The 26,085-nt window shown below is 71.3% G+C and carries 22 protein-coding genes and 1 tRNA gene; 13 read left to right on the top strand and 10 right to left on the bottom strand.

Annotation, left to right across the window (positions count from 1 at the left end):
- Positions 1–567 precede the first annotated feature (567 nt).
- From acs to ACQYWQ_RS16840, 5 genes are all read left to right on the top strand, one after another.
- Positions 568–2,502: an acetate--CoA ligase gene (acs, locus tag ACQYWQ_RS16860; RefSeq protein WP_431039222.1), complete on the top strand. Its 1,935-nt coding sequence runs from the start codon at positions 568–570 to the stop codon at positions 2,500–2,502.
- 374 nt (positions 2,503–2,876) lie between these two features.
- A complete protein-coding gene (gene nhaA / locus ACQYWQ_RS16855) occupies positions 2,877–4,142 on the top strand; it encodes a Na+/H+ antiporter NhaA (RefSeq protein ID WP_431035564.1) in 1,266 nt (421 codons plus the stop codon).
- 357 nt (positions 4,143–4,499) lie between these two features.
- Positions 4,500–5,063, top strand: a complete 564-nt coding sequence (locus ACQYWQ_RS16850) for a phage holin family protein (RefSeq protein WP_431035562.1) — start codon at positions 4,500–4,502, stop codon at positions 5,061–5,063.
- Entirely contained in the window at positions 5,060–5,998 is a 939-nt protein-coding gene (locus ACQYWQ_RS16845; RefSeq protein WP_431035561.1) for an alpha/beta fold hydrolase, read from the top strand. The genes ACQYWQ_RS16850 and ACQYWQ_RS16845 overlap by 4 nt, the downstream gene beginning before the upstream one ends.
- A 278-nt stretch (positions 5,999–6,276) precedes the next feature.
- Entirely contained in the window at positions 6,277–6,468 is a 192-nt protein-coding gene (locus ACQYWQ_RS16840; protein WP_030999174.1) for a hypothetical protein, read from the top strand.
- 585 nt (positions 6,469–7,053) lie between these two features.
- On the opposite strand, the gene ACQYWQ_RS16835 is transcribed toward ACQYWQ_RS16840, so the two are convergent.
- The 3 genes from ACQYWQ_RS16835 to nth all read right to left on the bottom strand — a co-directional run bounded on the left by ACQYWQ_RS16835 (position 7,054) and on the right by nth (position 10,558).
- Positions 7,054–8,253 (bottom strand): MarP family serine protease, encoded by a 1,200-nt coding sequence (locus ACQYWQ_RS16835; RefSeq protein ID WP_431035560.1) that lies wholly within the window; start codon positions 8,251–8,253, stop codon positions 7,054–7,056.
- A 12-nt stretch (positions 8,254–8,265) separates the two neighbouring features.
- Positions 8,266–8,925, bottom strand: coding sequence for an NUDIX hydrolase (locus tag ACQYWQ_RS16830; protein ID WP_431039221.1), 660 nt, complete (start codon positions 8,923–8,925; stop codon positions 8,266–8,268).
- Between the two features lie 580 nt (positions 8,926–9,505).
- Complete coding sequence (gene nth, locus ACQYWQ_RS16825; protein ID WP_431035559.1) at positions 9,506–10,558, bottom strand: endonuclease III; 1,053 nt, start codon at positions 10,556–10,558, stop codon at positions 9,506–9,508.
- 382 nt (positions 10,559–10,940) lie between these two features.
- On the opposite strand from nth, the gene ACQYWQ_RS16820 reads away from it, so the two are divergent.
- Positions 10,941–11,615, top strand: coding sequence for a Crp/Fnr family transcriptional regulator (locus tag ACQYWQ_RS16820; RefSeq protein WP_007823925.1), 675 nt, complete (start codon positions 10,941–10,943; stop codon positions 11,613–11,615).
- 611 nt (positions 11,616–12,226) lie between these two features.
- Here the strand turns inward: ACQYWQ_RS16820 and ACQYWQ_RS16815 are convergent.
- From ACQYWQ_RS16815 to ACQYWQ_RS16800, 4 genes are all read right to left on the bottom strand, one after another.
- Complete coding sequence (locus tag ACQYWQ_RS16815) at positions 12,227–13,057, bottom strand: MBL fold metallo-hydrolase (RefSeq protein ID WP_431035558.1); 831 nt, start codon at positions 13,055–13,057, stop codon at positions 12,227–12,229.
- On the bottom strand, positions 13,054–14,112 hold the full coding sequence (locus ACQYWQ_RS16810) for an NUDIX hydrolase (RefSeq protein ID WP_431035557.1): 1,059 nt from the start codon (positions 14,110–14,112) through the stop codon (positions 13,054–13,056). The genes ACQYWQ_RS16815 and ACQYWQ_RS16810 overlap by 4 nt, the downstream gene beginning before the upstream one ends.
- A gap of 193 nt (positions 14,113–14,305) precedes the next feature.
- Positions 14,306–14,770: a RidA family protein gene (locus ACQYWQ_RS16805; protein WP_431035556.1), complete on the bottom strand. Its 465-nt coding sequence runs from the start codon at positions 14,768–14,770 to the stop codon at positions 14,306–14,308.
- Complete coding sequence (locus tag ACQYWQ_RS16800) at positions 14,767–14,928, bottom strand: hypothetical protein (RefSeq protein WP_431035554.1); 162 nt, start codon at positions 14,926–14,928, stop codon at positions 14,767–14,769. The genes ACQYWQ_RS16805 and ACQYWQ_RS16800 overlap by 4 nt, the downstream gene beginning before the upstream one ends.
- A 306-nt stretch (positions 14,929–15,234) precedes the next feature.
- Here ACQYWQ_RS16800 and ACQYWQ_RS16795 point away from each other — a divergent pair, with 306 nt between their 5' ends.
- Together ACQYWQ_RS16795 and ACQYWQ_RS16790 are read left to right on the top strand one after the other, a co-directional pair.
- Positions 15,235–16,317, top strand: a complete 1,083-nt coding sequence (locus ACQYWQ_RS16795) for an ArsA-related P-loop ATPase (RefSeq protein ID WP_431035552.1) — start codon at positions 15,235–15,237, stop codon at positions 16,315–16,317.
- Positions 16,314–17,630, top strand: coding sequence for an ArsA family ATPase (locus ACQYWQ_RS16790; RefSeq protein WP_431035551.1), 1,317 nt, complete (start codon positions 16,314–16,316; stop codon positions 17,628–17,630). The genes ACQYWQ_RS16795 and ACQYWQ_RS16790 overlap by 4 nt, the downstream gene beginning before the upstream one ends.
- Before the next feature lie 508 nt (positions 17,631–18,138).
- On the opposite strand, the gene ACQYWQ_RS16785 is transcribed toward ACQYWQ_RS16790, so the two are convergent.
- Positions 18,139–18,531 (bottom strand): WhiB family transcriptional regulator, encoded by a 393-nt coding sequence (locus ACQYWQ_RS16785; protein WP_431035550.1) that lies wholly within the window; start codon positions 18,529–18,531, stop codon positions 18,139–18,141.
- Positions 18,532–18,919: 388 nt separating this feature from the next.
- Here ACQYWQ_RS16785 and ACQYWQ_RS16780 point away from each other — a divergent pair, with 388 nt between their 5' ends.
- A complete protein-coding gene (locus ACQYWQ_RS16780) occupies positions 18,920–21,196 on the top strand; it encodes a transglycosylase domain-containing protein (protein WP_431035549.1) in 2,277 nt (758 codons plus the stop codon).
- A gap of 226 nt (positions 21,197–21,422) precedes the next feature.
- On the opposite strand, the gene ACQYWQ_RS16775 is transcribed toward ACQYWQ_RS16780, so the two are convergent.
- Complete coding sequence (locus ACQYWQ_RS16775; RefSeq protein WP_431035548.1) at positions 21,423–21,890, bottom strand: GatB/YqeY domain-containing protein; 468 nt, start codon at positions 21,888–21,890, stop codon at positions 21,423–21,425.
- Between the two features lie 75 nt (positions 21,891–21,965).
- Between ACQYWQ_RS16775 and ACQYWQ_RS16770 the strand changes: the two genes are divergently transcribed.
- From ACQYWQ_RS16770 to ACQYWQ_RS16755, 4 genes are all read left to right on the top strand, one after another.
- Positions 21,966–22,904, top strand: coding sequence for a metallophosphoesterase (locus tag ACQYWQ_RS16770; protein WP_431035546.1), 939 nt, complete (start codon positions 21,966–21,968; stop codon positions 22,902–22,904).
- A 91-nt stretch (positions 22,905–22,995) separates the two neighbouring features.
- Positions 22,996–23,069, top strand: a tRNA-Pro gene (locus tag ACQYWQ_RS16765).
- Positions 23,070–23,314: 245 nt separating this feature from the next.
- Positions 23,315–24,004 carry a DUF488 family protein, N3 subclade gene (locus ACQYWQ_RS16760; RefSeq protein ID WP_431035544.1) on the top strand — a complete coding sequence of 230 codons (690 nt, stop codon included), beginning with the start codon at positions 23,315–23,317 and terminating at the stop codon, positions 24,002–24,004.
- 88 nt (positions 24,005–24,092) lie between these two features.
- Positions 24,093–24,926, top strand: coding sequence for a hypothetical protein (locus tag ACQYWQ_RS16755; protein WP_431035543.1), 834 nt, complete (start codon positions 24,093–24,095; stop codon positions 24,924–24,926).
- Positions 24,927–24,948: 22 nt separating this feature from the next.
- On the opposite strand, the gene ACQYWQ_RS16750 is transcribed toward ACQYWQ_RS16755, so the two are convergent.
- Positions 24,949–26,064 carry a DUF3644 domain-containing protein gene (locus tag ACQYWQ_RS16750; protein ID WP_431035541.1) on the bottom strand — a complete coding sequence of 372 codons (1,116 nt, stop codon included), beginning with the start codon at positions 26,062–26,064 and terminating at the stop codon, positions 24,949–24,951.
- Between the last annotated feature and the right edge of the window lie 21 nt (positions 26,065–26,085).

Below are 26,085 nucleotides of genomic sequence, written 5' to 3'. Positions count from 1 at the left end.
GGAGGACCCGGGCGCGCCCGTCCGCCGCCCGAACCTCCCCCCGGAGTCGCCCACGGCCCGTCCCGGGGCGTCCAACCTGAGGAGCCCCCCGGGCATCCATCCCGGGGCGTCCATCCCGGGGCGTCCGCCCTCGTACGTACGGCTGCGCCATCCCCGTACGTACGAGGGCGGAGTCACGCCCCCTGCGCCACGCCCCGCCGCCTCCGCGCGCCCTCCTTCTCGCCGCCCCCCGACGCGCGGCGGGGACACGCCGCCGGGTGGCGGGGAGTGAGTGGCGGGGCAGGTGGGCAGGAGCGAGGGGAACAGGGTCGTCGGGGTGCGCCGGGCGGGTGGGCTCCTGGGCGCTCGCGGTGCGTTTGCGCACCTCGCGGGCGTGACGGGTGAACCTCCGACGTGGGATGTCCGTGCCAGGGGTAGCGGGTCCGTGTGGTCCGCGTGCGCCCTGGCGGGTCCGCTTTGCGGGGGTTGACCTCATGTCTCCGCGAGCGTTGAATCCCCTTGGCAGGACAGAATTGGTCTACACCACGGGACGGTGGGTCAGTGAGCGAGCGTTCGTCAATCGCCAACATGCTCAAGGAAGAGCGGAAGTTCGCGCCGCCGGCTGAGCTGGCGGCGCACGCCAATGTGAAGGCGGACGCCTACGAGCGGGCGCGCGAGGACCGCCTCGGCTTCTGGGCCGAGCAGGCGCGCCGGCTGAGCTGGGAGACCGAGCCCACCGAGACCCTGGACTGGTCGAACCCGCCGTTCGCCAAGTGGTTCGCCGACGGCAAGCTGAACGTCGCGTACAACTGCGTGGACCGGCACGTCGAGGCGGGCAACGGGGACCGGGTCGCGATCCACTTCGAGGGCGAGCCCGGCGACAGCCGCAGCATCACGTACGCGCAGCTCAAGGACGAGGTCTCGCGCGCGGCGAACGGCCTCGTCGAGTTGGGCGTGGGCAAGGGCGACCGCGTCGCGGTGTACCTCCCGATGATCCCCGAGGCCGTCATCGCGATGCTCGCCTGTGCGCGCATCGGCGCCATGCACTCCGTCGTCTTCGGCGGTTTCTCGGCCGACGCGATCGCGGCGCGGATCGCCGACGCGGACGCGAAGGTGGTCATCACGGCCGACGGCGGCTACCGGCGTGGCAAGCCGAGCGCGCTGAAGCCCGCCGTGGACGCGGCGGTCTCGCGCTTCGACACGGTCGAGCATGTCGTCGTGGTCCGCCGTACGGGCGAGGACACGGCGTGGACCGAGGGCCGCGACGTGTGGTGGCACGAGCTGACCGAGCGCCAGTCCGCCGAGCACACCCCGGAGGCCTTCGAGGCGGAGCAGCCGCTCTTCATCCTCTACACCTCGGGTACGACGGGGAAGCCGAAGGGCATCCTGCACACCTCGGGCGGCTACCTCACCCAGGCCAGCTTCACCCACCACGCGGTCTTCGACCTCAAGCCGGAGACGGACGTCTACTGGTGCACGGCCGACATCGGCTGGGTCACCGGTCACTCGTACATCGTCTACGGGCCGCTCTCCAACGGCGCGACGCAGGTGATGTACGAGGGCACGCCCGACACTCCGCACCAGGGACGATTCTGGGAAATCATCCAGAAGTACGGGGTGACGATCCTGTACGCGGCGCCGACGGCGATCCGCACGTTCATGAAGTGGGGCGACGACATCCCCGCGAAGTTCGACCTCTCCTCGCTGCGGGTGCTCGGTTCGGTCGGTGAGCCGATCAACCCCGAGGCGTGGATGTGGTACCGCAAGAACATCGGCCACGACAAGGCACCCATCGTGGACACCTGGTGGCAGACCGAGACCGGTTCGATGATGATCTCGCCGCTTCCCGGTGTCACCGAGACGAAGCCGGGCTCGGCCCAGCGGCCGCTGCCCGGCATCTCGGCGACCGTCGTCGACGACGAGGGCAACGAGGTGGAGAACGGAGGCGGCGGCTACCTCGTGCTCACCGAGCCGTGGCCCTCGATGCTCCGCACCATCTGGGGCGACGACCAGCGCTTCATCGACACGTACTGGTCACGCTTCGAGGGCAAGTACTTCGCCGGTGACGGGGCGAAGAAGGACGAGGACGGCGACATCTGGCTGCTCGGCCGGGTCGATGACGTCATGCTCGTCTCGGGGCACAACATCTCCACGACCGAGGTCGAATCGGCGCTCGTCTCGCACCCGGCGGTGGCCGAGGCGGCGGTCGTCGGCGCGGCCGACCAGACCACGGGCCAGGCCATCGTCGCCTTCGTGATCCTGCGCGGCACCGCGACGGAGTCCGAGGACCTGGTTACCGAGCTGCGCAACCACGTGGGCGCCACGCTGGGGCCGATCGCCAAGCCGAAGCGGATCATGGCGGTCGCCGAGCTGCCGAAGACGCGCTCGGGGAAGATCATGCGGCGACTGCTGCGGGACGTCGCGGAGAACCGGGAGCTGGGCGACGTCACGACACTGACGGACTCCTCGGTCATGGACCTCATCCAGTCGAAGCTGCCTGCCTCCGGCGGCAGCGACGACTGACGGTCTCCGTCGATCGAGGGAGGGACGGGTCCTTCGGGGCTCGTCCCTCCGTCGTACGGGGGGACTTCCGCCGTGCGGGGGGACTTCCGTCGTACGGGGGCGACTTCCGCCGTGCGGGGGGGGACTTCCGTCGTACGGGGGCGACTTCCGCCGTACGGGGCCCTCGGCGGTACGGGCTTCGGCCGTACGCGGGTGGGGCGGCGCCCGGCGGGCGGGGCACGTGAGGGGGGTGGGCCCGGAGCGGGCCCGTGGGTAGGGTGGCCGCGTACGCCCTGCGTACCGATAACCGAAGAGGGGTGCCGGGAAGTCTGGTCGGCGTGTGATCACCTGACGCCGAACGGCGCCCGCACGGGCGCCGGACCTGGAGAGCCCCCGTGCCCAGCCCTCGCCGGACCCCTTCCGGCCGCCACTTTCCCGGCGGCCTCCCGCTCCCCGAGTACCGCCGCGGCTCCCGTCGCCTCGCCGACGCCCTGCGCGCCGAGACCCTCGGCGGGGTGCTCCTCCTCGTCGCCGCGGTGCTCGCCCTCGTCTGGGCGAACACCCCGCTTTCACACAGCTACGAGACGGTCCGCGACGCCCACTTCGGGCCAGCGGCGCTCGGTCTGCACCTCTCCGTCCAGCACTGGGCGGCCGACGGTCTGCTGGCCGTGTTCTTCTTCGTCGCCGGTGCCGAGCTGAAGCGCGAGCTGGTCGCGGGGGACCTGCGCGATCCCAAGGCCGCGCTGCTGCCCGTGGTCGCCGCGGCCTGCGGGATGATCGCGCCCGCGCTCGTGTACACGCTCGTCAACACGGTGGGCGGGGGTGACCTGGGCGGCTGGGCGGTGCCGACCGCGACGGACATCGCCTTCGCGCTCGCGGTGCTCGCCGTGCTGGGCCGGGCGCTGCCCTCACCCTTGCGCGCCTTCCTGCTCACCCTCGCGGTCGTCGACGACCTCTTCGCGATCCTGATCATCGCGGTCTTCTTCACGAGCGGCCTGAATCTGGCGGCGCTCGGCGGCGCGGTCGCCGGGCTGCTGCTCTTCTGGTTCCTGCTGCGGCACCTGCGAGTGCGGGGCTGGTACGTGTACGTGCCGCTCGCGCTCGTGATCTGGGGGCTCATGTACAACAGCGGCGTCCACGCGACGATCGCGGGCGTCGCGATGGGGCTCATGCTGCGCTGTCACCGCGAGGAGGGCGAGGCACTGTCGCCCGGGGAGCGGGTCGAGCACATCGTGCACCCCTTCTCCGCAGGACTCGCCGTGCCGTTGTTCGCGCTCTTCTCGGCGGGCGTTTCGGTCGGTGGCGGCGCGCTCGCCGACGTCTTCACCCGTCCCGAGACGCTGGGCGTGGTCCTGGGGCTCGTCGTCGGCAAGACGGTGGGCATCTTCGGCGGTACGTGGCTGACCACACGAGTGACCCGGGCATCCCTCAGTCCTTCCCTTGTATGGTCCGACCTTTTCGCGGTCTCCGTGCTCGCCGGGATCGGCTTCACGGTCTCGCTCCTCATCGGCGAACTCGCCTTCACGGACGATCCACACCTGACGGACGAGGTCAAGGCCGCGGTCCTGACGGGGTCCCTCATCGCGGTACTGCTCGCCACGGTGCTGCTGCGGCTACGGAACCGGGCATACGCGCGACGGCGGACGCAGGCGCAGGACTGACGTCCCGTTCGGCGCGGGAGTGCCACGTACGGCCGGAGACCATAGGTCCCAGGGCCGGGGGCCCGTACGTCCCGGGACGGGCCCGTACGCCGCGCGAAGGACCTCGTGCCGCACCCGCGCCGCGCCAGGACCGCACCCGTGCCGCGTCCGGACCGCGTCCGGACCGCCTCCAGGCCCCACCCGTACCCCACCCGACAGGAGTCAGGCGGGCGGGGCGGGGGAAGCGGCAAGGGCAAGGGTCCGGCATGATCTGAACCCTGACCGTGTTTCGGGCGGGTGCGCCGCCGCCCGGACGAGGCGGGGGCCGCGAGCCCGGGCCCCCCGCGCAGACCGGCGAAAGAGAAGAGGGAGTACGCGATGAGCGCACCCGACAGCGTGAGTCACCGCCCCGGCGAGCCCGAGGAGGCGGCGGCGGCCGCGGCGCTGAGTGCGGACCGCAGCCTCGGCCAGCTCGTGGCCACCGCGACCTCCGAACTGTCCGCGCTGGTCCACGACGAGATCGCGCTCGCCAAGATCCAGATCATGAAGGACGTGAAGAAGGGTGTGGCCGGGAGCGCGGCGTTCATCGTCGCGCTGACGCTGTTCCTCTTCTCGCTGCCGATGCTGAGCTTCGCGCTCGCGTACGGCATCCGCGCCTGGAGCGGCTGGCACATCTCCGTGTGCTTCCTGCTCTCCTTCGCTGCGAGCGTCATCGTGGCCGGTTTCTTCGGCCTCATCGGTCTCCTCCTCTTCAAGAAGGCGCAGAAGGGCAAGGGCCCGCAGAAGGCGGCGGCCGCGGCGAAGGCCGACGCCAACGTGCTCTCCAACGCGAAGCCGCACCCGCGTCCCGAGACGCCGGAGCTGGAGAAGTTCCCGCCGCTGGCGCGGAAGGGCGGCGAGGGAGCGGACGGCGCCTCGGCTGTGGCACGCTCCTCCTCATGACGGCTACCGACCCCCGTTCGGCGCAATCCGCCCCCGCGATCCGGATCGACGGTCCCTGGACCCACCGGGACGTGGCGGCGAACGGCGCGCGCTTCCACATCGCGGAGGCGGGCGAGGGGCCGCTCGTCATGCTCGTGCACGGCTTCCCGCAGTTCTGGTGGACGTGGCGCGAGCAGCTCACCGCGCTCGCCGCCGCCGGGTACCGGGCGGTCGCGATGGACCTGCGGGGGGTCGGCGGCAGCGACCGCACGCCGCGCGGTTACGACCCGGCGAACCTCGCGCTCGACATCACCGGCGTGATCCGCTCGCTCGGCGAGCCGGACGCGGCGCTCGTCGGGCACGACCTCGGCGGCTATCTCGCCTGGACGGCCGCGGTCATGCGGCCCAAGCTCGTGCGCCGCCTCGCCGTCTCCTCGATGCCGCACCCGCGCCGCTGGCGCGCGGCGATGCTCAGGGACCCGCGGCAGTCCGCCGCGGGCTCCTACGTATGGGGCTTCCAGCGCCCCTGGATTCCGGAACGGCAGCTCGTCGCCGACGAGGGCGCGCTCGTGGGAGAGCTGCTGCGGGACTGGTCGGGGCCGCGCCTCCCGGACGACAAGACGGTCGACGCCTACCGCAGGGCGATGTGCATCCCCTCGACGGCGCACTGCGCGGTGGAGCCGTACCGCTGGCTCGTACGCTCGCTCGCGCGCCCCGACGGCGTGCAGTTCTACCGGCGGATGAAGCGGCCGGTACGGGTCCCGACGCTGCACCTGCACGGGGCACTCGACCCGGTGCTGCGCACCCGCTCGGCGGCGGGGTCCGGTGAGTACGTCGAGGCGCCGTACCGCTGGCGGCTCTACGAGGGGCTCGGGCACTTCCCGCACGAGGAGGACCCGCTCGGCTTCAACCGCGAGCTGATCGACTGGCTGCGGGACCCGGAACCCGATCGCTGATCCTCTTTCCGGCCATCGGCATGTGGTCCGTGCGGAGTCGGTCGCTGACGCGCGCTCCGTGTCGTGGGCGTGTCGTCGGCGGCTGACGCGTGGTCCGGGGTGTGCGCGTGTGCGCCCCCCGCGCCGCCGTGCGCTTCCCCTCCCCGGCCCGTCGGGCCCCACCCGTACCGCTGAGCGGACGGGACCGTCTGACGATCGAACAGGTGTTGCCAGCCGCATAGGCCAATTAGGTGCCGGGGGTGCGATTACCGACCATGAGAGCCGGGCAGGGACGGGTTATGGGCTGGACGCACGACTACAGTGACGCAGCACGCGACCGCCGCTCAGTCTCCGCGCTGAGCAGCCACGAGGGGGCGGGTCCGTTGGGTTCCGGCGAACCGCACCCCTCCCCGGACGGGGTCAACATCCCCCTCATCCTCCGCCGCCGGGCCCGCTGGGTCTCGGCCCGTCTCCGGCACACGCGCGACTGAACGACCCCGGCGCCCACGCCAGGGCCCGGCCGGGGAGCACGGAGGCGCGGGGGCGCACAGCTCCGCGTACGAAATCCGCGCACGGCCGGCAGGACGCGTCGCCACCGCGAGCGCGGCTGCCTCTCTTCCCGGCCCGCACGACCACGTACGCACGACACTCCGGGCCCCGCGCCACGTGATCCGTGGCAGTCGGGGCCCGTGGTGGTGTCGGGCGCGGGACGACGGGCCGTACGGGCCTGGCGGCGCTCAAGCGGGGCCGTACGGGCCCTTGCTGCCGTACGGGCCCTTGACGCTGCACGGGGCCTGGTGCCGTACGGGCTGCTGGTGCCGTGCGGGGTGCTGGTGCCGTGTGGGCCTGGCGGCGAGGTCGGCTTGCGGTACGCGCCCGGCTGCCGCCTCCTGCCGGGTGGTGCTGTTCTGCCGCGCTGCCGTTCCACTGCCGACTTACTGCCACCTCGCTGCCACCGGGCACTGCCGCCTCGCTGCCGCCTCGCTGCCGACTTACTGACGACGTACTGCCATGCGGAACCTCTGCGCTCGCCGGGACGACGCTCGCCGGGGCCTGTGCGTGCCGCCTCGGCGTGGTCAGAGCGCGCAGCTCTCCGTGTCGACGCGCTGGGTCGCGGTGCGGCCCTGGTCGATGTCGTCGCGGACCTCGTCGGCGGTGAGGGCGTAGCCGGTGTCGGGGTCGTCGAGTGATTTGGCGAAGACCACGCCGTACACACGTCCGTCCGTGGTGAGGAGCGGGCCGCCCGAGTTGCCCTGGCGGACGGTGGCGTAGAGCGAGTAGACGTCACGGCTCACCGTGCCCCGGTGGTAGATGTCGGGGCCCGTCGGGGTGATGCGGCTGCGGACCCTGGCGGGGCGGACGTCGTAGTCGCCGTTCTCGGGGAAGCCCGCGACGATCGCGCCGTCGCCCGGCTTCGCGTCGCCGTCCGTGAAGCGCAGCGAGGGCGCGGGCAGGCCGGGGACGTCCAGGACCGCGATGTCGCGCCTCCAGTCGTAGAGCACGACCGTGCCGTCGTAGCGCCTGCCCTGGCCGCCGATCTGCACGGTCGGTTCGCCGACGCCGCCGACGACGTGCGCGTTGGTCATGACGCGGTCCTTGGCGAAGACGAAACCGGAGCCCTCAAGGACCTTGCCGCAGCCCGACGCGGTGCCGACGACCTTGACGATCGACTGCTTCGCCGTCCGCGCGACCTGACTGTTCGCCAGCGCGGGGTCGGGTGGGTCGACCGGCTTGATCGGCTCGTTGGAGAAGGGGCTGAAGACCTGCGGGAAGCCGTTCTGCGCGAGGACCGAGCGGAAGTCGGAGAACCAGTTGTCGGCCTCCTGCGGCATGGCCTGCGAGACGCCGAGAAGCACCTTGGAGGTGCGGACCTGCTTGCTGACCGTGGGCAGCGTCGTCTGCGCGAGCAAGGAGCCGAGCAGCCAGGCGACGAGGAGCATCGCGAGGACGTTGACGACGGCCCCGCCTGTCGCGTCGAGCGCGCGTGCCGGGCTCCACGTGATGTGGGTGCGCAGTTTGTTGCCGAGGTGCGTGGTGAACGCCTGACCCGTCGAGGCGCACACGATGACGATGATCACCCCGACCACGACGGCGGTCGTGCTCGCCTCCGAGTTGTCGGTCAGCGCGTCCCAGAGCACGGGCAGCACCCACACGGCGAGGAGCCCCCCACCGAGGAAGCCGATCACTGACAGGATGCCGACGACGAAACCCTGGCGGTAGCCCACGATCGCGAACCACACGGCGGCGGCCAGCAAGAAGAAGTCCAGCGCGTTCACCGGGACACCCTGTCATGCGTGCTGGTCGAGTGAGACCCGCTTCTCCCTGTCCCACGGTCGCTCCCAGCCCGCGAAGTGCAGCATCCGGTCGATGACTCCGGCGGTGAAACCCCAGACCAGAGCGCCGCGAACGAGAAAAGCGGGGCCTTCGTGGCCGCGTGGATGGACCGCGACGGCCCGGTGCGCGGGGTCAGTGAGTTCGCTCACCGGCACCGAGAAGACGCGCGCGGTCTCGCCGGGATCGACGGCCCGTACGGGGCTCGGCTCGCGCCACCAGCCGAGCACGGGCGTCACGACGAAGCGGGTCAGCGGGATGTAGAGGCGGGGCAGGACCCCGAAGAGCTGGACGCCCGCAGGGTCGAGCCCGGTCTCCTCCTCGGCCTCGCGGAGCGCCGCGCGCAGTGGCCCGGTGGTGAGCGGATCGCCGTCGGCGGGGTCGAGGGAACCGCCGGGGAAGGAGGGCTGGCCCGCGTGGGCGCGCAGCGAGGAGGAGCGCTCGGTGAGCAGCAGCTCGGGGCCTTCCTCGCCCTCACCGAGCAGGATGAGCACCGCCGACTGCCTGCCGCCGCCGTCCGCCGGTGGCAGGAAGGCGCTGAGCTGCTCGCCCCGTACCGTCCGCACCGCCCCGACGACCGGGTCCAGCCAGCCGGGCAGGCCCTCGGTGCTGAGGATGGGGGCCGGGGGCGCGGGTGGGCCGTGGAGGGGGGCGGGAGGGGGCTCCGGGAGGGGCGCGGGGGGACCGACGCGGTCCGGGCGCAGGGTGTCGTCCGGGCGGTCCGGGCGGTCCGGGCGCGGGGCGGCACGTGGGGGGAGGGCGCCATGCGGAGGGAGGACGCCTTCCGGACCGTCCTGGGGGAGGGCGCCTTCCTGGGGGCGGGCGGGCGCGGGGTGCGTACCGTTCGCGGCGCCGTCCTCGTACATGCCGCGCCCGGCCTCGTACGGACCACCGTCGCGTCCGGCCTCGTACGTGCCGCGTCCGGCCTCGTACGTGCCGGCGCTGTTGCCGGGGCCCGGGTTGTCGGTGCGGAACTCGCTCTCGGTGCTCAGGGTCGATTCACCACCAGGTTCTCCTTCCGGCAGGGCCGGTCGTCGTCTCGTCGTCTTCTCCTGCTCCAACGTCTGTGCGAAGCCGCAGTGTTCCGCGAACGGGGAGACGCGGGTGCACGGGGCGCGCGGGGGCGCGTGCGGCCCCCTAGGGGGCGCCCCTGAGACGTATCAGGGGCGCGCCCGGGTCAGGGGCGTTCGGGCTCCGTCAGGCGCCCAGGGGCGGCGCGGGGGGTCCGGGAAAGTCGGCGGGCGGCTTCAGGCGCTGCCCCGGCATGCCGCCCTTCTCGTACTTGAGGAGCTTCTTCGCCTTTTCCGGGTCGGTCTCGCCCTCGCCGTACGAGGGGCAGAGCGGGGCCACGGGGCAGGCGCCGCAGGCGGGGCGGCGGGAGTGGCAGATGCGGCGGCCGTGGAAGATCACGCGGTGCGAGAGCATCGTCCACTCACTGGGCTCGAAGATCGCGGCGACATCGGCCTCGACCTTCACCGGGTCCTCCGACGTCGTCCATTTCCAGCGGCGTGCGAGACGCCCGAAGTGGGTGTCGACGGTGATCCCCGGGACACCGAACGCGTTGCCGAGCACGACGAAAGCCGTTTTCCTCCCCACTCCGGGCAACTTCACGAGCGCGTCGAGAGTGGCGGGGACCTCGCCGTCGAAGTCGTCGCGGAGCGCCGCCGAGAGCCCGAGCAGCGAACGCGCCTTCGCCCGGAAGAAGCCGGTGGGCCGGATCAGCTCCTCCAGCTCCTCGGGGACCGCCGCCGCCATGTCCTCGGGGTTCGGGTACTTCGCGAAGAGCGCGGGGGTCGTCTGGTTCACCCGCAGGTCGGTGGTCTGCGCGGAGAGGACGGTGGCGACGAGGAGCTGGAAGGGGTCCTCGAAGTCCAGCTCGGGATGGGCGTAGGGGTAGGTCTCGGCGAGCACCTCGTTGATGGCGTGGGCGCGCTTGACCATGTCGGCGCGGGATTCGCGCTTGGCGAAGCCGGGAGGCTTGGGGGCGGTCTTCTTGGCGGAGGTCTTCTTGGGGGGAGCCTTCTTGACGGGGGCCTTCTTGACGGCGGCGGTTCTGGCGGAAGCGGTCTTCTTGGCTGAGGTCGCCTTCTTCGTGACCGCCTTTGTGACTGCCGTCTTCTTGGCAGGGGCTGCCTTGGCAGGGGCTGCCTTGCGTGCCGTTTTCTTGGCAGGCGCTGCCTTCTTCGCTGGCTTCTTCTCCGCCAGCTGTTCTGCCGTCGCGTTCTCGGCTGCCGTCTTCTTCGTCGTCACCCGGCTGACCTCCGTGCCCTCCGCCGACGCCGCGCGCCTGCTCGCGGCGGTCGCTCGTCCCGTTCCGTACCGGCCCGATCGTGCTCGTAGCCCTCTGACGGCCCTATCCCCGCCGCGTTCGCTCACAGCGGAACACGCTGGTCGGAGCCGTATCGCAGGTGCCTCAGCCTGCCCCGCACCGCCGGGCGTCGCGGACACCCGCTCAGCCTACGGCCGGGTACGGACATCTGCCGCCGAGCACGGGGTACGCCACTCCCACGGACCCCCTGGCGCACAGGACCGAGCGTCTGTGCGGCACACTTGTGACTGATCACACTGTTTGGCACGTCCGGCACAATGGGAGATGACCAGTCCCCCTGAGCAGCCGACAAGGAGAGAACTCGTGGATGACGTTCTGCGGCGCGCACCGCTGTTCGCGGCGCTCGATGACGAACAGGCGGCGGAGCTCCGCGCCTCCATGAGTGAGGTGACGCTTGCCCGCGGGGAGTCCCTCTTCCACGAGGGCGAGCCGGGCGACCGCCTCTACGTCGTGACGGAGGGCAAGGTCAAGCTGCACCGCACCTCGCCCGACGGCCGCGAGAACATGCTCGCGGTGCTCGGCCCCGGCGAGCTGATCGGTGAGCTGTCGCTCTTCGACCCGGGCCCGCGCACGGCGACCGCGTCCGCGCTCACCGAGGTCAAGCTTCTCGGCCTGGGGCACAACGATCTCCAGCCGTGGCTCAGCGGGCGCCCCGAGGTCGCCGCGGCGCTGCTGCGCGCGGTGGCGCGTCGACTGCGCAAGACCAACGACCAGATGTCGGACCTGGTTTTCTCCGATGTGCCGGGCCGTGTCGCCCGCGCGCTGCTCGACCTGTCGCGCCGCTTCGGCGTGCAGTCCGAGGAGGGCATTCACGTCGTCCACGACCTGACGCAGGAAGAACTCGCGCAGCTCGTCGGCGCCTCGCGCGAGACGGTCAACAAGGCGCTCGCGGACTTCGCCGGGCGTGGCTGGCTGCGGCTGGAGGCGCGCGCGGTGATCCTGCTGGACGTGGAGCGGCTGGCGAAGCGTTCGCGCTGAGGCGGTGGCCAGCGCGGTGAGGCCGTGGCCGAGGCTGGTGTGAGGACTTTCCGTACGGGGCCTGTTCCCGTGCACGGCCGTACGGACGAGAGGCGGCCGTCCCCCGGGTGGGGACGGCCGCCTTTTAGTGCGGGGTTTATCTGCCGGGGGGCGTCCGGCGGACGGGGCGGGCCTTCGGTGGGTGCGGCGGCCGACAGGGGGTGTCCGGCGGACGGGCCTTCCGGTGAGGGGGCTCCCGGTGAAGGGCTCTCCTGTGAGGGGGCTCCCGGTGAGGGGCTCCCTCCGGGACGTCTGCCCGGCGGGCGTACGTACGGATGATCAGGCTGGTCGGGGCGATGATCGGGCCGACCGTGGTGATCTTCTGTCCGGTCTTTCGGCGTTCGTATGACTGCGACTGTGGACAGCCACGGCGGAATCGCGACGCTGCTCACTCGCACGAGTGAGGCGGTGTGCGGGTTTCCCTGAGTTGTCCACAGATGCGGGCGGAGTGGTGGGGGCGGGGGTGCGGGCTACGGAAGAATTGATGTCGGGGAGCCCCCCCTTTGGGTGGGTGGGGGCTGTCTTTTGGTGGGTTGCGGGCCGCCTCCCCACCCCCACCCCACCCCCCCACCTCACCCCACCCCCCGCCCCCGCAAATACTCCAGCTGCGCCCCCACCGACCACTCCGCCGCCGGCCACAACGACCGGTCCACGTCCGCGTACACCCGTGCCACCACCTCCGGCGCCGTCGTCAGCCCCGCCCTGACCGCCTCCTCGACCTGCGCGAGGCGTGCCGCGCGGTGCGCGAGGTAGTACTCGATCGCGCCGCGCGCGTCGTCCAGGACCGGCCCGTGCCCCGGCAGCACGATGTCGACGCCGTCGTCGGTCGCCAGTGTCCGCAGCCGCCGCAGCGTGTCGAGGTAGTCCCCGAGCCGCCCGTCCGGGTGCGCCACCACCGTCGTCCCGCGCCCGAGCACCGTGTCCCCCGTGAGGACGGCACGGTCCGCGGGGAGGTGGAAGGAGAGCGAGTCCCCCGTATGCCCCGGGGTCGGCACGACCCGCAGTTCGAGGCCGCCCGTCGTGACGACGTCGCCCGCGGCGAGGCCCTCATCGCCGAGCCGCAGCGCCGGGTCGAGGGCGCGCACCGGGCTCCCGGTCAGCTCGGCGAAGCGCGCCGCGCCCTCCGCGTGGTCGGCGTGACCGTGCGTGAGCAGCGTCAGCGCGACGCGCTGCCCGGCGCGTTCGGCCGTGGCGACGACGTTCGCCAAGTGGCCCTCGTCGAGCGGCCCCGGGTCGATGACCACCGCGAGGTCCGAGCCGGGCTCGGCCACGATCCACGTGTTGGTGCCGTCGAGCGTCATCGCCGAGGGGTTCGGCGCGAGGACGTTGACCGCGCGCGCCGTCGCCGGGCCACTCGTCACGGCCCCGCGCGGGCTCCCCGGCAGCGGGGGTATCGCGCTCATGCCCCCTCACCCCCGCCGACCGAGCCCTCACCAGGCGCACCTTCGCCGGGCGCACCTTCGCCTGGCGCACCGCCACCCTGCAAGCCCCCGCCCGGCGAACCCTCACCGGACGACCCCCCGCCCGGCGACCCCCCGCCCGGCGAACCGCCCGACAGCCCCCCTGGCCCTCCACCCGGCACCCGGCGCGTGAACTCCTCGTGCCCCGGCCACGTCAGTACGACCTCGTCGCCGTCGAGCCGCGCCTCCGCCAGAACGGGCTTGAGCGCACGCCCCTCCAGGTCGGCCATGACCCCCGGCACGGACCCGTACGGGACGAGGTCGCGCAGGGTCGCGACGGTGGGCGGCATCATCTGGAGCGCCCCCTCCGCGTACCGGTGCAGGGCGTCCACCGGGCGCACCCACTCGGTGCGGTCGGCCTCCGTGGAGACCTCGCGCGTGCGCTGGCCCTCGGGGAGCGCGGCGACGAAGAACCACGTGTCGTAGCGCCGCGCCTCGAACTCCGGGGTGATCCAGCGGGCCCAGCCGCCGAGCAGGTCGCTGCGCAGCACCAGCGCGTGCCGGTTGAGGAACGCGGCGAACGAGGTCTCGTGCGCGACGAGCGCCGCGCGCTCCGCCTCCCACTCCGGCCCCGAGACGTCCGCGACGACCGTCTCCGCGTCCGGGCCCGCGAGCAGCACGCCGCACTCCTCGAAGGTCTCGCGCACCGCCGCGCACACGACGGCCCGCGCCGCGCCCTCTTCGTCGAGGCCGAGCCGCTCCGCCCACGCGGCGGGCGACGGTCCGGCCCAGCGCACGGCCGTCTCGCTGTCGCGCGGGTCCACGCCGCCGCCCGGGTACGCGTACGCGCCGGCCGCGAAGGCCATCGAGGCGCGCCGCCGCAGCATGTGCACGAGGAGCCCGCCGGGACCGTCGGGCGCCTCGCGCAGCAGCAGTACGGTCGCGGCGCGACGCGGCGGTACGGGGACGAGGTCACCGCGCGCGTGGGCACGGATGCGGTCCGGCCAGTCGGCGGGGAACCACTGTGCGCCGGTGCTCTTGCCTGCACGTTCGCTCATGCTCCGGAGGCTAACGCCTCTCGCGCGGGAGTTCGAAGGATCAGCCACCGCACGTACCCACCCGCCGCGGTCAGCGACCCCGACCGCCCCCCGGACACGCCCCCGGCCGACGCCGTCCGGCCCCGTCCCCCGTCCCCCGTCCCCCGTCCCCCGTCCCCCGTCCCCCGTCCCCCGTCCCCCGTCCCCCGAAGAGCTACGCCTCCAGCTCCACGATCAGCTCGATCTCCACCGGCGCGTCCAGCGGGAGGACGGCGACGCCCACGGCGCTGCGGGCGTGCACGCCCTTCTCGCCCAGGACCTCGCCGAGCAGTTCGCTCGCCCCGTTCACGACCCCCGGCTGTCCCGTGAAGTCGGTCGCCGAGGCGACGAAGCCGGTGACCTTCACCACGCGCGCGACGCGGTCCAGGTCGCCCGCCACCGAGCGCACCGCGGCGAGCGCGTTGAGCGCGCTGATCCGCGCGAGCGCCTTCGCCTCATCGGCGGTGACCTCGGCGCCGACCTTCCCGGTCGTCGGCAGCGTGCCCTCGACCATCGGCAGCTGCCCGGCGGTGTACACGTACACGCCGCTGCGCACGGCCGGCTGGTACGCGGCGAGCGGGGCCGCGACCTCCGGCAGCGTCAGGCCCAGCTCGGCGATGCGCGCCTCGACCGCGCTCACGCCTGCTTCTCGCGCTTCAGGTAGGCGACAGGGTTCTCCCAGCCGTTGGGCCCCGGAATCACGGTGACCAGCTCCCAGCCGTCCTGGCCCCAGTTGTCGAGGATGGCCTTCGTGTTGTGCGAGAGGAGTGGCACGGTGACGTATTCCCAAGTCTTCATGCGGCGACTTTAACGGGCGGTACGTGAGCGGCGGAAACCCACGCGGCGGGCGACGGCCCCGGCCCGTACGGCCACACCCCCGTCCCGTCACACCGCCACGCTCCCGGCCCGTACGGCAACGCCCCCCGGCCCGTCGTACCGCCACACCCCCGAGCCCGTACCGCCACACCCCCAGCCCGTACGGCCACACCCGCGCCCCCTCCGGCCGCGCCCCCACCCCCTCACCCCCACCCCCGCGCTCCCCCTTCGCGCCCCCACTTCGCGCCCGCCCGCCCGCCGCGCCCCGCGACGTTCTAGGCTCGCGCTGTGAGCAGGCTCCAAGTCGTCAGCGGGAAGGGCGGGACCGGCAAGACGACGGTCGCCGCCGCGCTCGCGCTCGCCCTCGCCACCGAGGGCAGGCGCACGCTCCTCGTCGAGGTCGAGGGCAGACAGGGCATCGCGCAGGTCTTCGACACGGAGCCGCTGCCGTACGGGGAGCACAAGATCGCCGTCGCGCCCGGGGGCGGCGAGGTCTTCGCGCTCGCGATCGATCCCGAGCTGGCCCTCCTCGACTACCTCCAGATGTTCTACCGGCTCGGCAGCGCGGGCCGCGCCCTGAAGAAGATGGGCGCGATCGACTTCGCGACCACCGTCGCCCCCGGCGTCCGCGACGTGCTCCTGACCGGCAAGGCCGCCGAGGCCGTCCGCCGCAAGGACAAGCAGGGGCGGCACGTGTACGACCACGTCGTGATGGATGCCCCGCCGACCGGCCGCATCACCCGTTTCCTCGGCGTCAACGACGAGGTCGCCGGGCTCGCCCGTATCGGGCCCGTGCACCACCAGGCGCAGTCCGTCATGCACCTGCTCAAGTCCTCGCGGACCGCCGTGCACCTCGTCACGCTCCTGGAGGAGATGCCGGTGCAGGAGACGGCGGACGGGATCGCCGAACTGCGCGCCGCGGGGCTGCCCGTGGGCCGGGTCCTCGTCAACATGGTCCGCCCCGCGCCGCTCGCCCCCGGCGCCCTCGCCGGGGACGTCCCGCGCGCCGCGCTCGAAGCGGCCCTCACCGCCGCCGGGCTGCCGCGCGCAGGGACGCTCGCCGGGCCGCTGCTTGCGCTCGGCGAGGAGTACGGGGAGCGCCACGCCCTGGAGGCGGCGCAGCGTGCCAGGCTCGCCGCGCTCGGCCGCCCCGTCCTCGAACTGCCGCTCGCCCCCGAGGGCATGGACCTCGCCGCCGTGTACCGCATGGCGAAGGACCTGCGCGGCCAGGGAGTCGCCGAGGAGCCACCCAGCCGCTCCGGCACGACGACCGGCCCAGGCACCACGACCGGCCCAGGCACGGTCGACCCCGGCACCCCCGACCCAGGCACCCCCGATCCCGGAACCCCCGACCCCGGGAGGACCCCGTGAGCCTCGACCCCGCTCCGGCCCTGGAGATCGACCCGCTCATCGACGACCCCGCGACCCGCATCGTCGTGTGCTGCGGCTCCGGCGGCGTCGGCAAGACGACGACGGCCGCTGCGCTCGGGCTGCGAGCCGCCGAGCGCGGCCGCAAGGCCGTCGTGCTCACGATCGACCCCGCCCGCCGCCTCGCCCAGTCGATGGGCATCGACGCGCTCGACAACACCCCGCGCCGCGTCCCCGGCACGCGGGGCGAGGGCGAACTCCACGCCATGATGCTCGACATGAAGCGCACCTTCGACGAGATCGTCGAGGCGCACGCCGATCCCGCGCGGGCCCGCGCGATCCTGGAGAACCCCTTCTACCAGTCGCTCTCTGCCGGTTTCGCCGGTACGCAGGAGTACATGGCGATGGAGAAGCTCGGCCAGCTCCGGGCCGGTGAGGAGTGGGACCTCATCGTCGTCGACACCCCGCCGTCCCGCTCCGCGCTCGACTTCCTCGACGCCCCGAAGAACCTCGGCTCCTTCCTCGACGGGAAGTTCCTGCGCGTCCTCATGGCCCCGGCGAAGGCGGGCGGGCGTGCGGGCATGAAGTTCCTCAACGCAGGGATGTCGCTCATGACCGGCACGCTCGGCAAGCTGCTCGGCGGTCAGTTCCTCGCCGACGTGCAGACCTTCGTCGCCGCGATGGACACGATGTTCGGCGGTTTCCGCGCCCGCGCCGACGCCACCTACCAGCTCCTCCAGGCCCCCGGCACCGCCTTCCTCGTCGTCGCCGCCCCCGAGCGCGACGCGCTGCGTGAGGCCGCCTACTTCGTCCGCAGGCTCGCCGACGACGGCATGCCGCTCGCCGGTCTCGTCCTCAACCGCGTCCACGGCGGCGGCCCGGCTTCCCTCACCGCCGAGCGCGCGCTGAGCGCCGCGGAAAATCTTGAGGACGGCGGCATTGTGGATCAGTGGGACGGGAAAGCTGGACTGCGTAGCACCCGGGACATCACCGGTGACACCCTCAACTCCCCCGAGGACCGAGCCGGTTCACCCGCCACAACCGAAGACCCGAGCGACGCGCCCGAAGCCGCGAGCCACGCGCCCGAAGCCGCGGTCACACCCGAAGCCGCGGCCCTCGCCGCCGGACTGTTGCGCCTGCACGCCGAGCGCGCCCGCCAGCGCGCCCGCGAGGCACGCACCCGCGACCGCTTCACCGCGCTCCACCCCGAGGTCCCGGTCGCCGAGGTCCCCGCGCTCGCGGGCGACGTCCACGACCTCACGGGCCTGCGCACAGTCGCCCGGCGCCTCGCGGGCGAGGACCGCGACTCCGGCTGAGGCTCCGGCCGTACGCCGGGAACGCGCCCACGGGCCGCACCCTCCACGCCGCTCGCGCCGGGGCCCGTACGCGGCACGGGCCAGGGCTCGGCGCGTACGGGGCGACGTGCCCGTACCGGAAAAGTCCCCGTGCCACCCGCACCCGTGCCACCCACCCGTGCCACCGGCCGGGACCGGCCCACGACCCGCACCCGGACCCGGACCCGATCCGCCCCGGACCCACCCGTACGCGGCCACCCGTACGCGGCCCGCCCGTACGCGGCCCGCCCCGGCCCAGTCTTCGCGGCCGCCCGGGCCCAGTCCTCCTGGACCGCGCCCGCGCCCGTACGCACAGCCCCCCGCGACCTGTACGCGTCCGCGCGCGCCCACCGGCAGCGCGTCAGCAGCACGTCAGCGCCCCGGCCCGGACACCCGCCCGGCCCGGCCCCACCGACCGCAGCACCCCGGCCCGACCGACCGCACCGCAGCACCCCGGCCCGACCGACCGACCGCACCGCACCGCCCCGGTCTAGCCGACCGCCGCGTACCGCCTGTTCCCCGGGCCCGCCGCGATGCCCCCGGCGTCACCGGTCTCCATCTCCTCGAAGTCCAGCTCGTCAGCGCCCGTACCGAGCGGCCCGCAGGACCTCTCGTACTCGCTGCGCGCCGTCTCCAACAGGCGGCGCCAGGAGGTGACGAGGGGGCGCCTGCGCAGCAGCGCACGCCTTTCCCGCTCCGTCATCCCTCCCCAGACGCCGAACTCGACGCGATTGTCGAGCGCGTCGGCCAGGCACTCCGTGCGCACCGGGCATCCCGTGCACACCGCCTTGGCCCTGTTCTGCGCTGCCCCTTGTACGAACAGTTCATCCGGATCAGTAGTGCGGCAGGCTGCCTGCGCACTCCAGTCGGTAACCCAGCCCATGCCGGCGCCGTCCTCTCCCGAATCGAGGCTCCCCCACGGCGGCAGCGGCATATTCACCGCCGCCAGTGCAGGACGTTACGGAAGGTGGGCACAGCGCAACACCCCCTTCGGGCCCAATCTTGGATGGCCCGAACGGACTATGCGCATGCGGCAGATCACCCAACGGAGTGAGCGAACGACATACGTCCCTTTAGGTACCTACGGGACAGTTCGCTCCCCTCGGAAGGGGCAGGAGAGGACGTACGGGGCGAAAACCGGCAGGGCGTACGGCAGTGCGGCGAGCGCACCCCGTCCACTCGGCCAGGAGAAGGGGCCGTCGTGACAGTCGGGAAGATCTTAGGCCAAGGGATGTGCCGTTGTCCGGGGAATCAGAACGTAGGGTGCCCTCATGGCAAAGAAGCGCGCGGGCGGTGGGCTCTCCCCGGTTCAGCTGGCCGCCAGGTTCCTCGGAGTCAGTGTTCTCGCGGGCGGAGTGCTCGCGGGCATCGCCCTGCCGGGCGTGGGGGCGCTCGGGCTCGCCACCAAGGGGACGGTGAAGGAGTTCGACGAGATCCCCGCCGATCTCAAGCGTCCGCCGCTCACCCAGCGCAGCAAGATCCTCGACGCCAAGGGCGGTGAGATCGCCACCGTCTACTACCGCGACCGCACCGTCGTCGACCGCAAGGACATGTCGCCGTACGTGCAGAAGGCGCTCGTCGCCATCGAGGACTCGCGGTTCTACGAGCACGGCGCGATCGACCTCAAGGGCGTGCTGCGCGCCGTCAACCAGAACGCGCAGAGCGGGGGCGTCGCGCAGGGCGCGTCGACCCTGACCCAGCAGTACGTCAAGAACGTCTTCATCGAGGAGGCGGGCGACGACCCCGACAAGGTCGCCCAGGCCACGCAGCAGACGATGGGCCGCAAGATCCAGGAACTGAAGTACGCGATCCAGATCGAGAAGGAACTGGGCAAGAAGAAGATCCTGGAGAACTACCTCAACATCACCTTCTTCGGCCAGGGCGCCTACGGGGTCGAGGCCGCGTCCCAGCGCTACTTCTCCCAGCACGCCAAGGACCTGACGGTCGACCAGGCCGCGCTCCTCGCGGGCATCGTGCAGTCCCCGACCCGCTACGACCCGATCAACGACCCGCAGGAAGCGACCAAGCGCCGCAACACCGTGCTGCGCCGCATGGCAGAGACGCACGCGATCACCGCCGCCGAGTCCAAGGCGGCGCAGGCCAAGCCGCTCGGCCTCAAGGTCACCCCGCAGCGCTCGGGCTGCATCACCGCCTCGCGCGGCGCCGCCTTCTTCTGCAACTACGTCGAACAGGTCTTCCTCAGCGACCCCGCCTTCGGCAAGACGAAGGACGACCGGCTCGCGCTGTGGAAGCGCGGCGGCCTCACGATCCAGACCACGCTGGACCCACAGGCGCAGGACTCGCTCCAGCAGTCCCTGAGCAAGCACGTCTACAAGACGGACCCGGTCACCGCCGCGGGCACCCTCGTCGAGCCCGGCACGGGCAAGATCCTCGCGATGGGCCAGGCGACCCCGTACGGCACCGGCAAGAACCAGACGACGATCAACTACAGCGTCGACCACGACATGGGCGGCTCGAACTACGGCTTCCAGACCGGTTCGACCTTCAAGCCCTTCGTCGCCGCGGCCGCCATCGAGAAGGGCATGCCGCCGACGAAGGAGTACCCCTCTCCGTACGAGATGGACTACCCGAGCCCGGTGACGACGTGCGAGGGCACGTACACCAACAACGACGGGGCCACGGTCCACAACGAGAACGAGTCCGAGAAGGGCCCGTACGTGATGAAGGAGGCGATGGCGAAGTCCATCAACACCTACTTCGTCTCGCTCATCTCCGAGATCGGCATCTGCCCCGTGACGCAGATGACGGACAAGCTGCACGTCGTCATGGGCAACGGCCAGAAGCTGCCGCAGCAGCCCTCCATCTCGCTGGGTTCCTCGACGCTCTCGCCGCTCACCCTCTCCGCCGCCTACGCGGCCTTCGCCTCGCGCGGCACCTACTGCACCCCGGTCGCGATCAACTCCGTGACCGGCATGGACGGCAAGCCGGTCCCGGTGCCGAAGTCGCAGTGCCAGCGCGCGATGTCCGAGAAGACGGCCGACTCGATCACGACGCTCCTCAACGGCGTGATCGACTCCGGTACGGGTAAGGAAGCCGGGCTCGGCGACCGCCCGAGCGCCGGTAAGACCGGTACGACGGACAAGCGGAAGAACGCCTGGTTCGCCGGCTACACGCCGAACCTCGCCGCCGCCGTCTGGGTCGGCAGCGCCTCGCAGGAGGTGGAGATGCACAACGTCACGATCGGCGGCGTCTTCCAGGAGTACGTGTACGGCGGCCAGGTCCCCGGACCCATCTGGCGTGACGCGATGACGGGCGCGCTCGCGGGCAAGCCGACGCAGAACTTCCACCTCATCGACATCCCCGACCCGAAGAAGAAGGACAAGAAGAAGCCCGGCGACCGCGACAAGCACGACGACAACGGCGACGACCAGGGCGACGACAAGCCGGACAACGGCGGCTTCGTCTTCGGCAACGGCGGCGACCAGGCCGGTGGCCAGCCCTCGAACCCGGGCCAGGGGAACGGGAACCGCGGCGGGAACGGCAACGGCGGCGGCAACGGCGGCGGACAGGGGGGCTGGTTCGGGTGACGGGTGCGGGTGACCCGCGCCGGTGACCGCGCCGGTACGGGTCCGGTACGCGTGACCGTGCCGGTACGGGTCCGGTACGCGTGACCGCTCCGGTACGGGGTGCCGGTACGCGTGACCGCGCCGTGCCCTGAGGGGCGCCTCCGCTCCGTACCCGGGCCGCCCTCGCGCGGCACGACGAAGGCCCCGCCCGGAGCACCCGGGCGGGGCCTTTCGGTGTCCGTACCGCTCAGCCCGCGGCGAGCGCCTTCTTCACCGCGGCCGCCACGCGACCGCCCTCGGCGAGGCCCTTCACCTTCGGGCCCACGAGCTTCATGACCTGCCCCATCGCCTTGGGACCCTCGGCCCCCGCGGCGCGCGCCTCGGCGACGGCCCCGGCGACGACCTGGTCCAGCTCGGCGTCGTCGAGCTGCTTGGGCAGGTAGTGCGCGAGCACCTCGCCCTCGGCCTGCTCGCGCTCGGCCTGCTCGGTGCGGCCCGCCTGCGCGAAGGCGTCGGCGGCCTCGCGGCGCTTCTTCGCCTCCTTGGCGAGCACCTGGAGCACCTCCTCGTCGGACAGCTCACGGGCCTTCGTACCGGAGACCTCTTCCTTGCTGATCGCGCTGAGCGTCAGCCGGAGCGTCGCGGAACGCAGCTCGTCGCGCGCCTTGATGGCGGTCTGGAGGTCGTCGCGCAGAGTGGACTTGAGGGTGGTCATGCGCCCAGTGTCTCAGGTGGCGTACGGGAAAGCCCTCCGGATTCTCACCCGCCCCGCGTCTGACACGATGAGGCCATGCGCGCGCGATTCAAGGTACCCCTGGGCATCACGGCGGGAATCGGGGCGACGGCGGCGGCCGGCCTCGTCTACGCGGCGGGTTTCGAGGTGAGGTCGTTCCGGCTGCGCCGGGTCACGATCCCCTGCCTGCCCGAGGGGATGCGCCCGCTGCGCGTCCTCCAGGTCTCCGACATCCACATGGTGTGCGGCCAGAAGAAGAAGCGCCGCTGGCTCCAGTCCCTCGCCGGGCTGCGCCCCGACTTCGTGATCAACACGGGCGACAACCTCTCGGACACGGAGGGTGTCCCCGAGGTCCTGGACGCGCTCGGGCCGCTCATGGAGTTCCCCGGCGCGTACGTGTTCGGCTCGAACGACTACTACGGGCCACGGCTGCGCAACCCGGGCCGCTACCTCCTGGAGAAGGCGCGCGGCGCCCACGGCCTCAACGGCAACGCGCCCGCCGAGAACGTGGTCCACAACCCGTGGGAGGAGCTGCGGGACGGCTTCGACGCGGCGGGCTGGCTCAACCTGACCAACACGCGCGACACCCTGAAGATCGACGGCTGCCGCATCGGCCTGACGGGCATCGACGACCCGCACATCAAGCGGGACCGCTACGCGGAGGTCGCCGGTGGCCCCGACCCGGACGCGGACGTCTCCTTCGGCATCGTGCACGCCCCGTATCTGCGCGCCCTCGACGCCTTCACGGCCGACGGCTACCCGCTGATCCTCGCCGGTCACACCCACGGCGGCCAGCTGTGCGTCCCCTTCTACGGGGCCCTCGTCACCAACTGCGACCTGGACACGGACCGCGTCAAGGGCCTCTCCACCCACACGACGGCCGGCCACACCGCCCACCTGCACGTCTCCGCGGGCTGCGGCACCAACCGCTACACCCCCGTCCGCTTCGCCTGCCCCCCCGAGGCCACCCTCCTCACCCTGACCCCGGCGGCCTGAGAACCGGATTTCGCCCTGAGCCCCGAGTCCGCTAAAGTATCGGTTGTCGCCACGACAAAATCACCAGCGAGTGACCAGTCGAAGCCGACACCGGGGTGTGGCGCAGCTTGGCAGCGCGCTTCGTTCGGGACGAAGAGGTCGTGGGTTCAAATCCCGCCACCCCGACAGCCGTAGTACCAGGTCAGGGGCCTGATCCGCAGTGCGGGTCAGGCCCCTGATTGGTTCCTGGAGATTGCTTGGGAGAAATCTGGGAGAAGATCTTGATCGGCCCCTCCCAGGAGCAGTCTCCAGTGCCGCAGGCTGAGCTAGCGCTCAAGCGCCCTCGGACCTGCGCGTTCGCGAATCCAGGGCTCGTAGCTGACCAGGAACACCGCGGCGGGCCGCCCCAACGGTCGTTAGGAACAACGCACATGGCAGGTCATCGCTCAGCGCCTCCCCACGACCATGCCCGTACGCTCGCCCGGCGGGTCCGGGCGTTGCGGGAGGAGCGCGGGTGGACGCGTGAACGGCTGGCCAAGGAGGCAGGCATCGCCGTCGGGACGCTGGGCCGTCTGGAGAGCGAGGGAGCGATCCAGCCGGGTTTCTTCACCGTCGGCGCGGTGGCCAAAGCTCTCTCGGTCTCCCTCGATGATCTCTTCCAGGCAGCCCAAGCCCCGCCCGTCCCGCCCGGTCTCTGGTCAGCCGGATACGAAGGGCGGGACATCGACTCGTTCGTCGCGTCGCTCGTCGACTGCCGCATCAGCGTCGTGGCGGACGTACGGCTCACCCCGATCAGCCGCAAGAAGGGCTTCAGCAAGACCCGTCTCGGGGCGGCTCTTGCCGAAGCCGGCATCGAGTACACGCACCTGCGTGGCCTGGGCAATCCAAAGGACAATCGCGAGCCCTTCTGGGACGGCCGCGTCGAAGTGGGTCGGGCGCGCTTCCGTGGCCTCCTGCGGTCCGAGGAAGCTCAGGCCGACCTTGGGAGACTCGCAGAGCGTGCCCGAGCGTCACGGGTAGCGGTGCTGTGCTTCGAGAAGGACGAAAGCCGCTGTCACCGGCAGGTCGTCTTGGAGACGGTCCGCAGCCGGATCCAGGTGCCAGTGAATCCCTTGGCCTAACTTCGTCACCGGTTTTCGCACGCACCCTTGCCAGCAGCGCATGCCTCTCGTCCAATCAGATCGGGGAGATCGATGGAGGGGGCATACCATGGCGTCGGCGACATTCGGGAAGCGGCAGCGCGCACGGATCATGATCACGGTCAAGACGTATCCGGAGCTGTCCAGTAAGTACCGCGAGACCAGCTGCGTGGCTGGCATACGCCTCGACCAAGGCAAGCCGCAGCACGTACGGCTCTTCCCTGTGCCTTTTCGGCTCCTGAGCGAGGAGGCCCAGTTCTCCAAGTACTCGATCATCGAAGTCGATGTCGAGCCACACCGCCTTGAGCGAGACTCCCGCCCAGAGAGTCTCCGGCCCTATCTCGACACGTTGGAGATAGTGGGTGAGGTACCGCCCGACGGCGGCTGGCAGAAGCGCTATCGGCACGTAGAGCCGCTGGTCGCCTCGTCCCTCTGCGCCATCAAGCGGGATCAGGAGAAACGAGGAACGTCCCTCGGCGTCTTCCGCCCCGCCGAGATCACCCGCTTCCGGCTGGAGGCCGCCGAGCCCTGGTCTGTCTCCAAAGCCGCGCTGGCCGACCAACTCGACTTGTTCGAGCAGGAGCTGAACCCGCTGGAGTGGGTGCCGCTCGACCTCCGCTACAGCTTTCGCTGCGCCGAAGCAGACTGCCCGACCCACGACATGGGGCTGAAGGATTGGGAGGCAGGACAGTCGTACCGCAAGTTCCTGCGCAAGTACGGTGAGCACGGGGTCCGTGATGCGCTCCGCGAGCGCTGGTACACGCGGATGTGCGCCCCAAGCCGGGCCGTCCACTTCTTCGTCGGCAACATCGCGGCCCATCCCAAGACGTTCATGCTGCTGGCCGTCTTCTACCCGGAGCGGAAGGTCGTCGAGTACATGCAGGACAGCCTGTTCGGCGAGTGAGTGAAACGCTCCTGCCAAAGACTCAGGCAGACTTGCTGTGCTGCTGCGCGTCGCTCGCTTCGGACGCTCCGAACTGCTTTGGAAACGGGGTGACCGTCTTCATGCGGGGCTCCCTACCAAAGAACGACCGGTACTTCTCAACGGTGCCGATCTCCCTGACGACCTTCTTCACCCAGGCGCGCGTATAGACGTACGCGCCGAACGCCTCGCTGTAGATGCAATACTTCGCGTTCGTGGCGTGCGGATCGGAAGCGCCAGTGGCAGGTCTGACCCCGAGCCGTCGCCACATCTTGGCGTGCTCGTTGTGGACGCTGAATTCGAAGGGCACCTGATCTTCTACGAGGCGAGCCACTCGTCCAGGGAGCAGTTTGTCCTTGTCTGCCACTTCGACGTGCTTGACCTTCTCGATCACCGTGCCGAGACGACCGGCCTCGACCATGGTCCTGCGCTCGCTCTCGCTCAGTTCGTCGAGCTTGACGAAATTGATCGCTAGGTCGGCGTCCGTCTTCGACCCGATAATGGGCACGAGCCGTACGCGGTAGTCGTATCGGAGGTCGTCGAGCAGTGCAGGATCGATGGCGGCCTCAAACTTCGCCACCAGGTCACGGGTGTGCTTCGGCAGCTTCTTGGCCGCTGCCTGGAGCTGCTCCCGCCCCTCAGCGGTGAGGGCCTGAAGCGAGATCGGGAATCGGAGCCGATCGGCAAGGCTGCACTCGGGGCCGAAGTGGGCGACCATTTCCTGCTCGTAGTTCACTACGAGCGCCTGGGCCCTGCCACCTGTGACGATCTTCAGGTTGTGCTCGTAGCGGTGCTCCACCTTGTTGCGAAGCGCCACAAAGAGTTCCCCATTCAAGCGCACGGGATCTTTGTTGTCGGGGAACCGCTCCCTCAAGCAGCGGTCCAGATCCCAAGCCTTGGGTTCACCGTCGATCAGCTGGTGATGACCAGTCTTGGGATCGCTGTAGTGGTAGTCGATCTTCGCCTTGTGGAACTCCGCATGGAGCAGGTAGTGCCACGCCTTGTGCATGTGCGTGAGGAAATCGCTGTAGTTACCAGTCGTGCAATTCCACTCATCCACCGCTTTGAGGGCGTGCCGCTGCGACTCCATGAGGATGTGGCGCCAGCGCGCGTATGCCATCTCGTACGTCCTTCTCGTCCA

The organism is Streptomyces sp. P6-2-1, from assembly GCF_050613165.1.
Taxonomy (GTDB): Bacteria; Actinomycetota; Actinomycetes; order Streptomycetales; family Streptomycetaceae; genus Streptomyces.
Note: the sequence above shows the minus strand (reverse complement) of the source record. Positions and strands in the feature narration are given on the sequence as shown.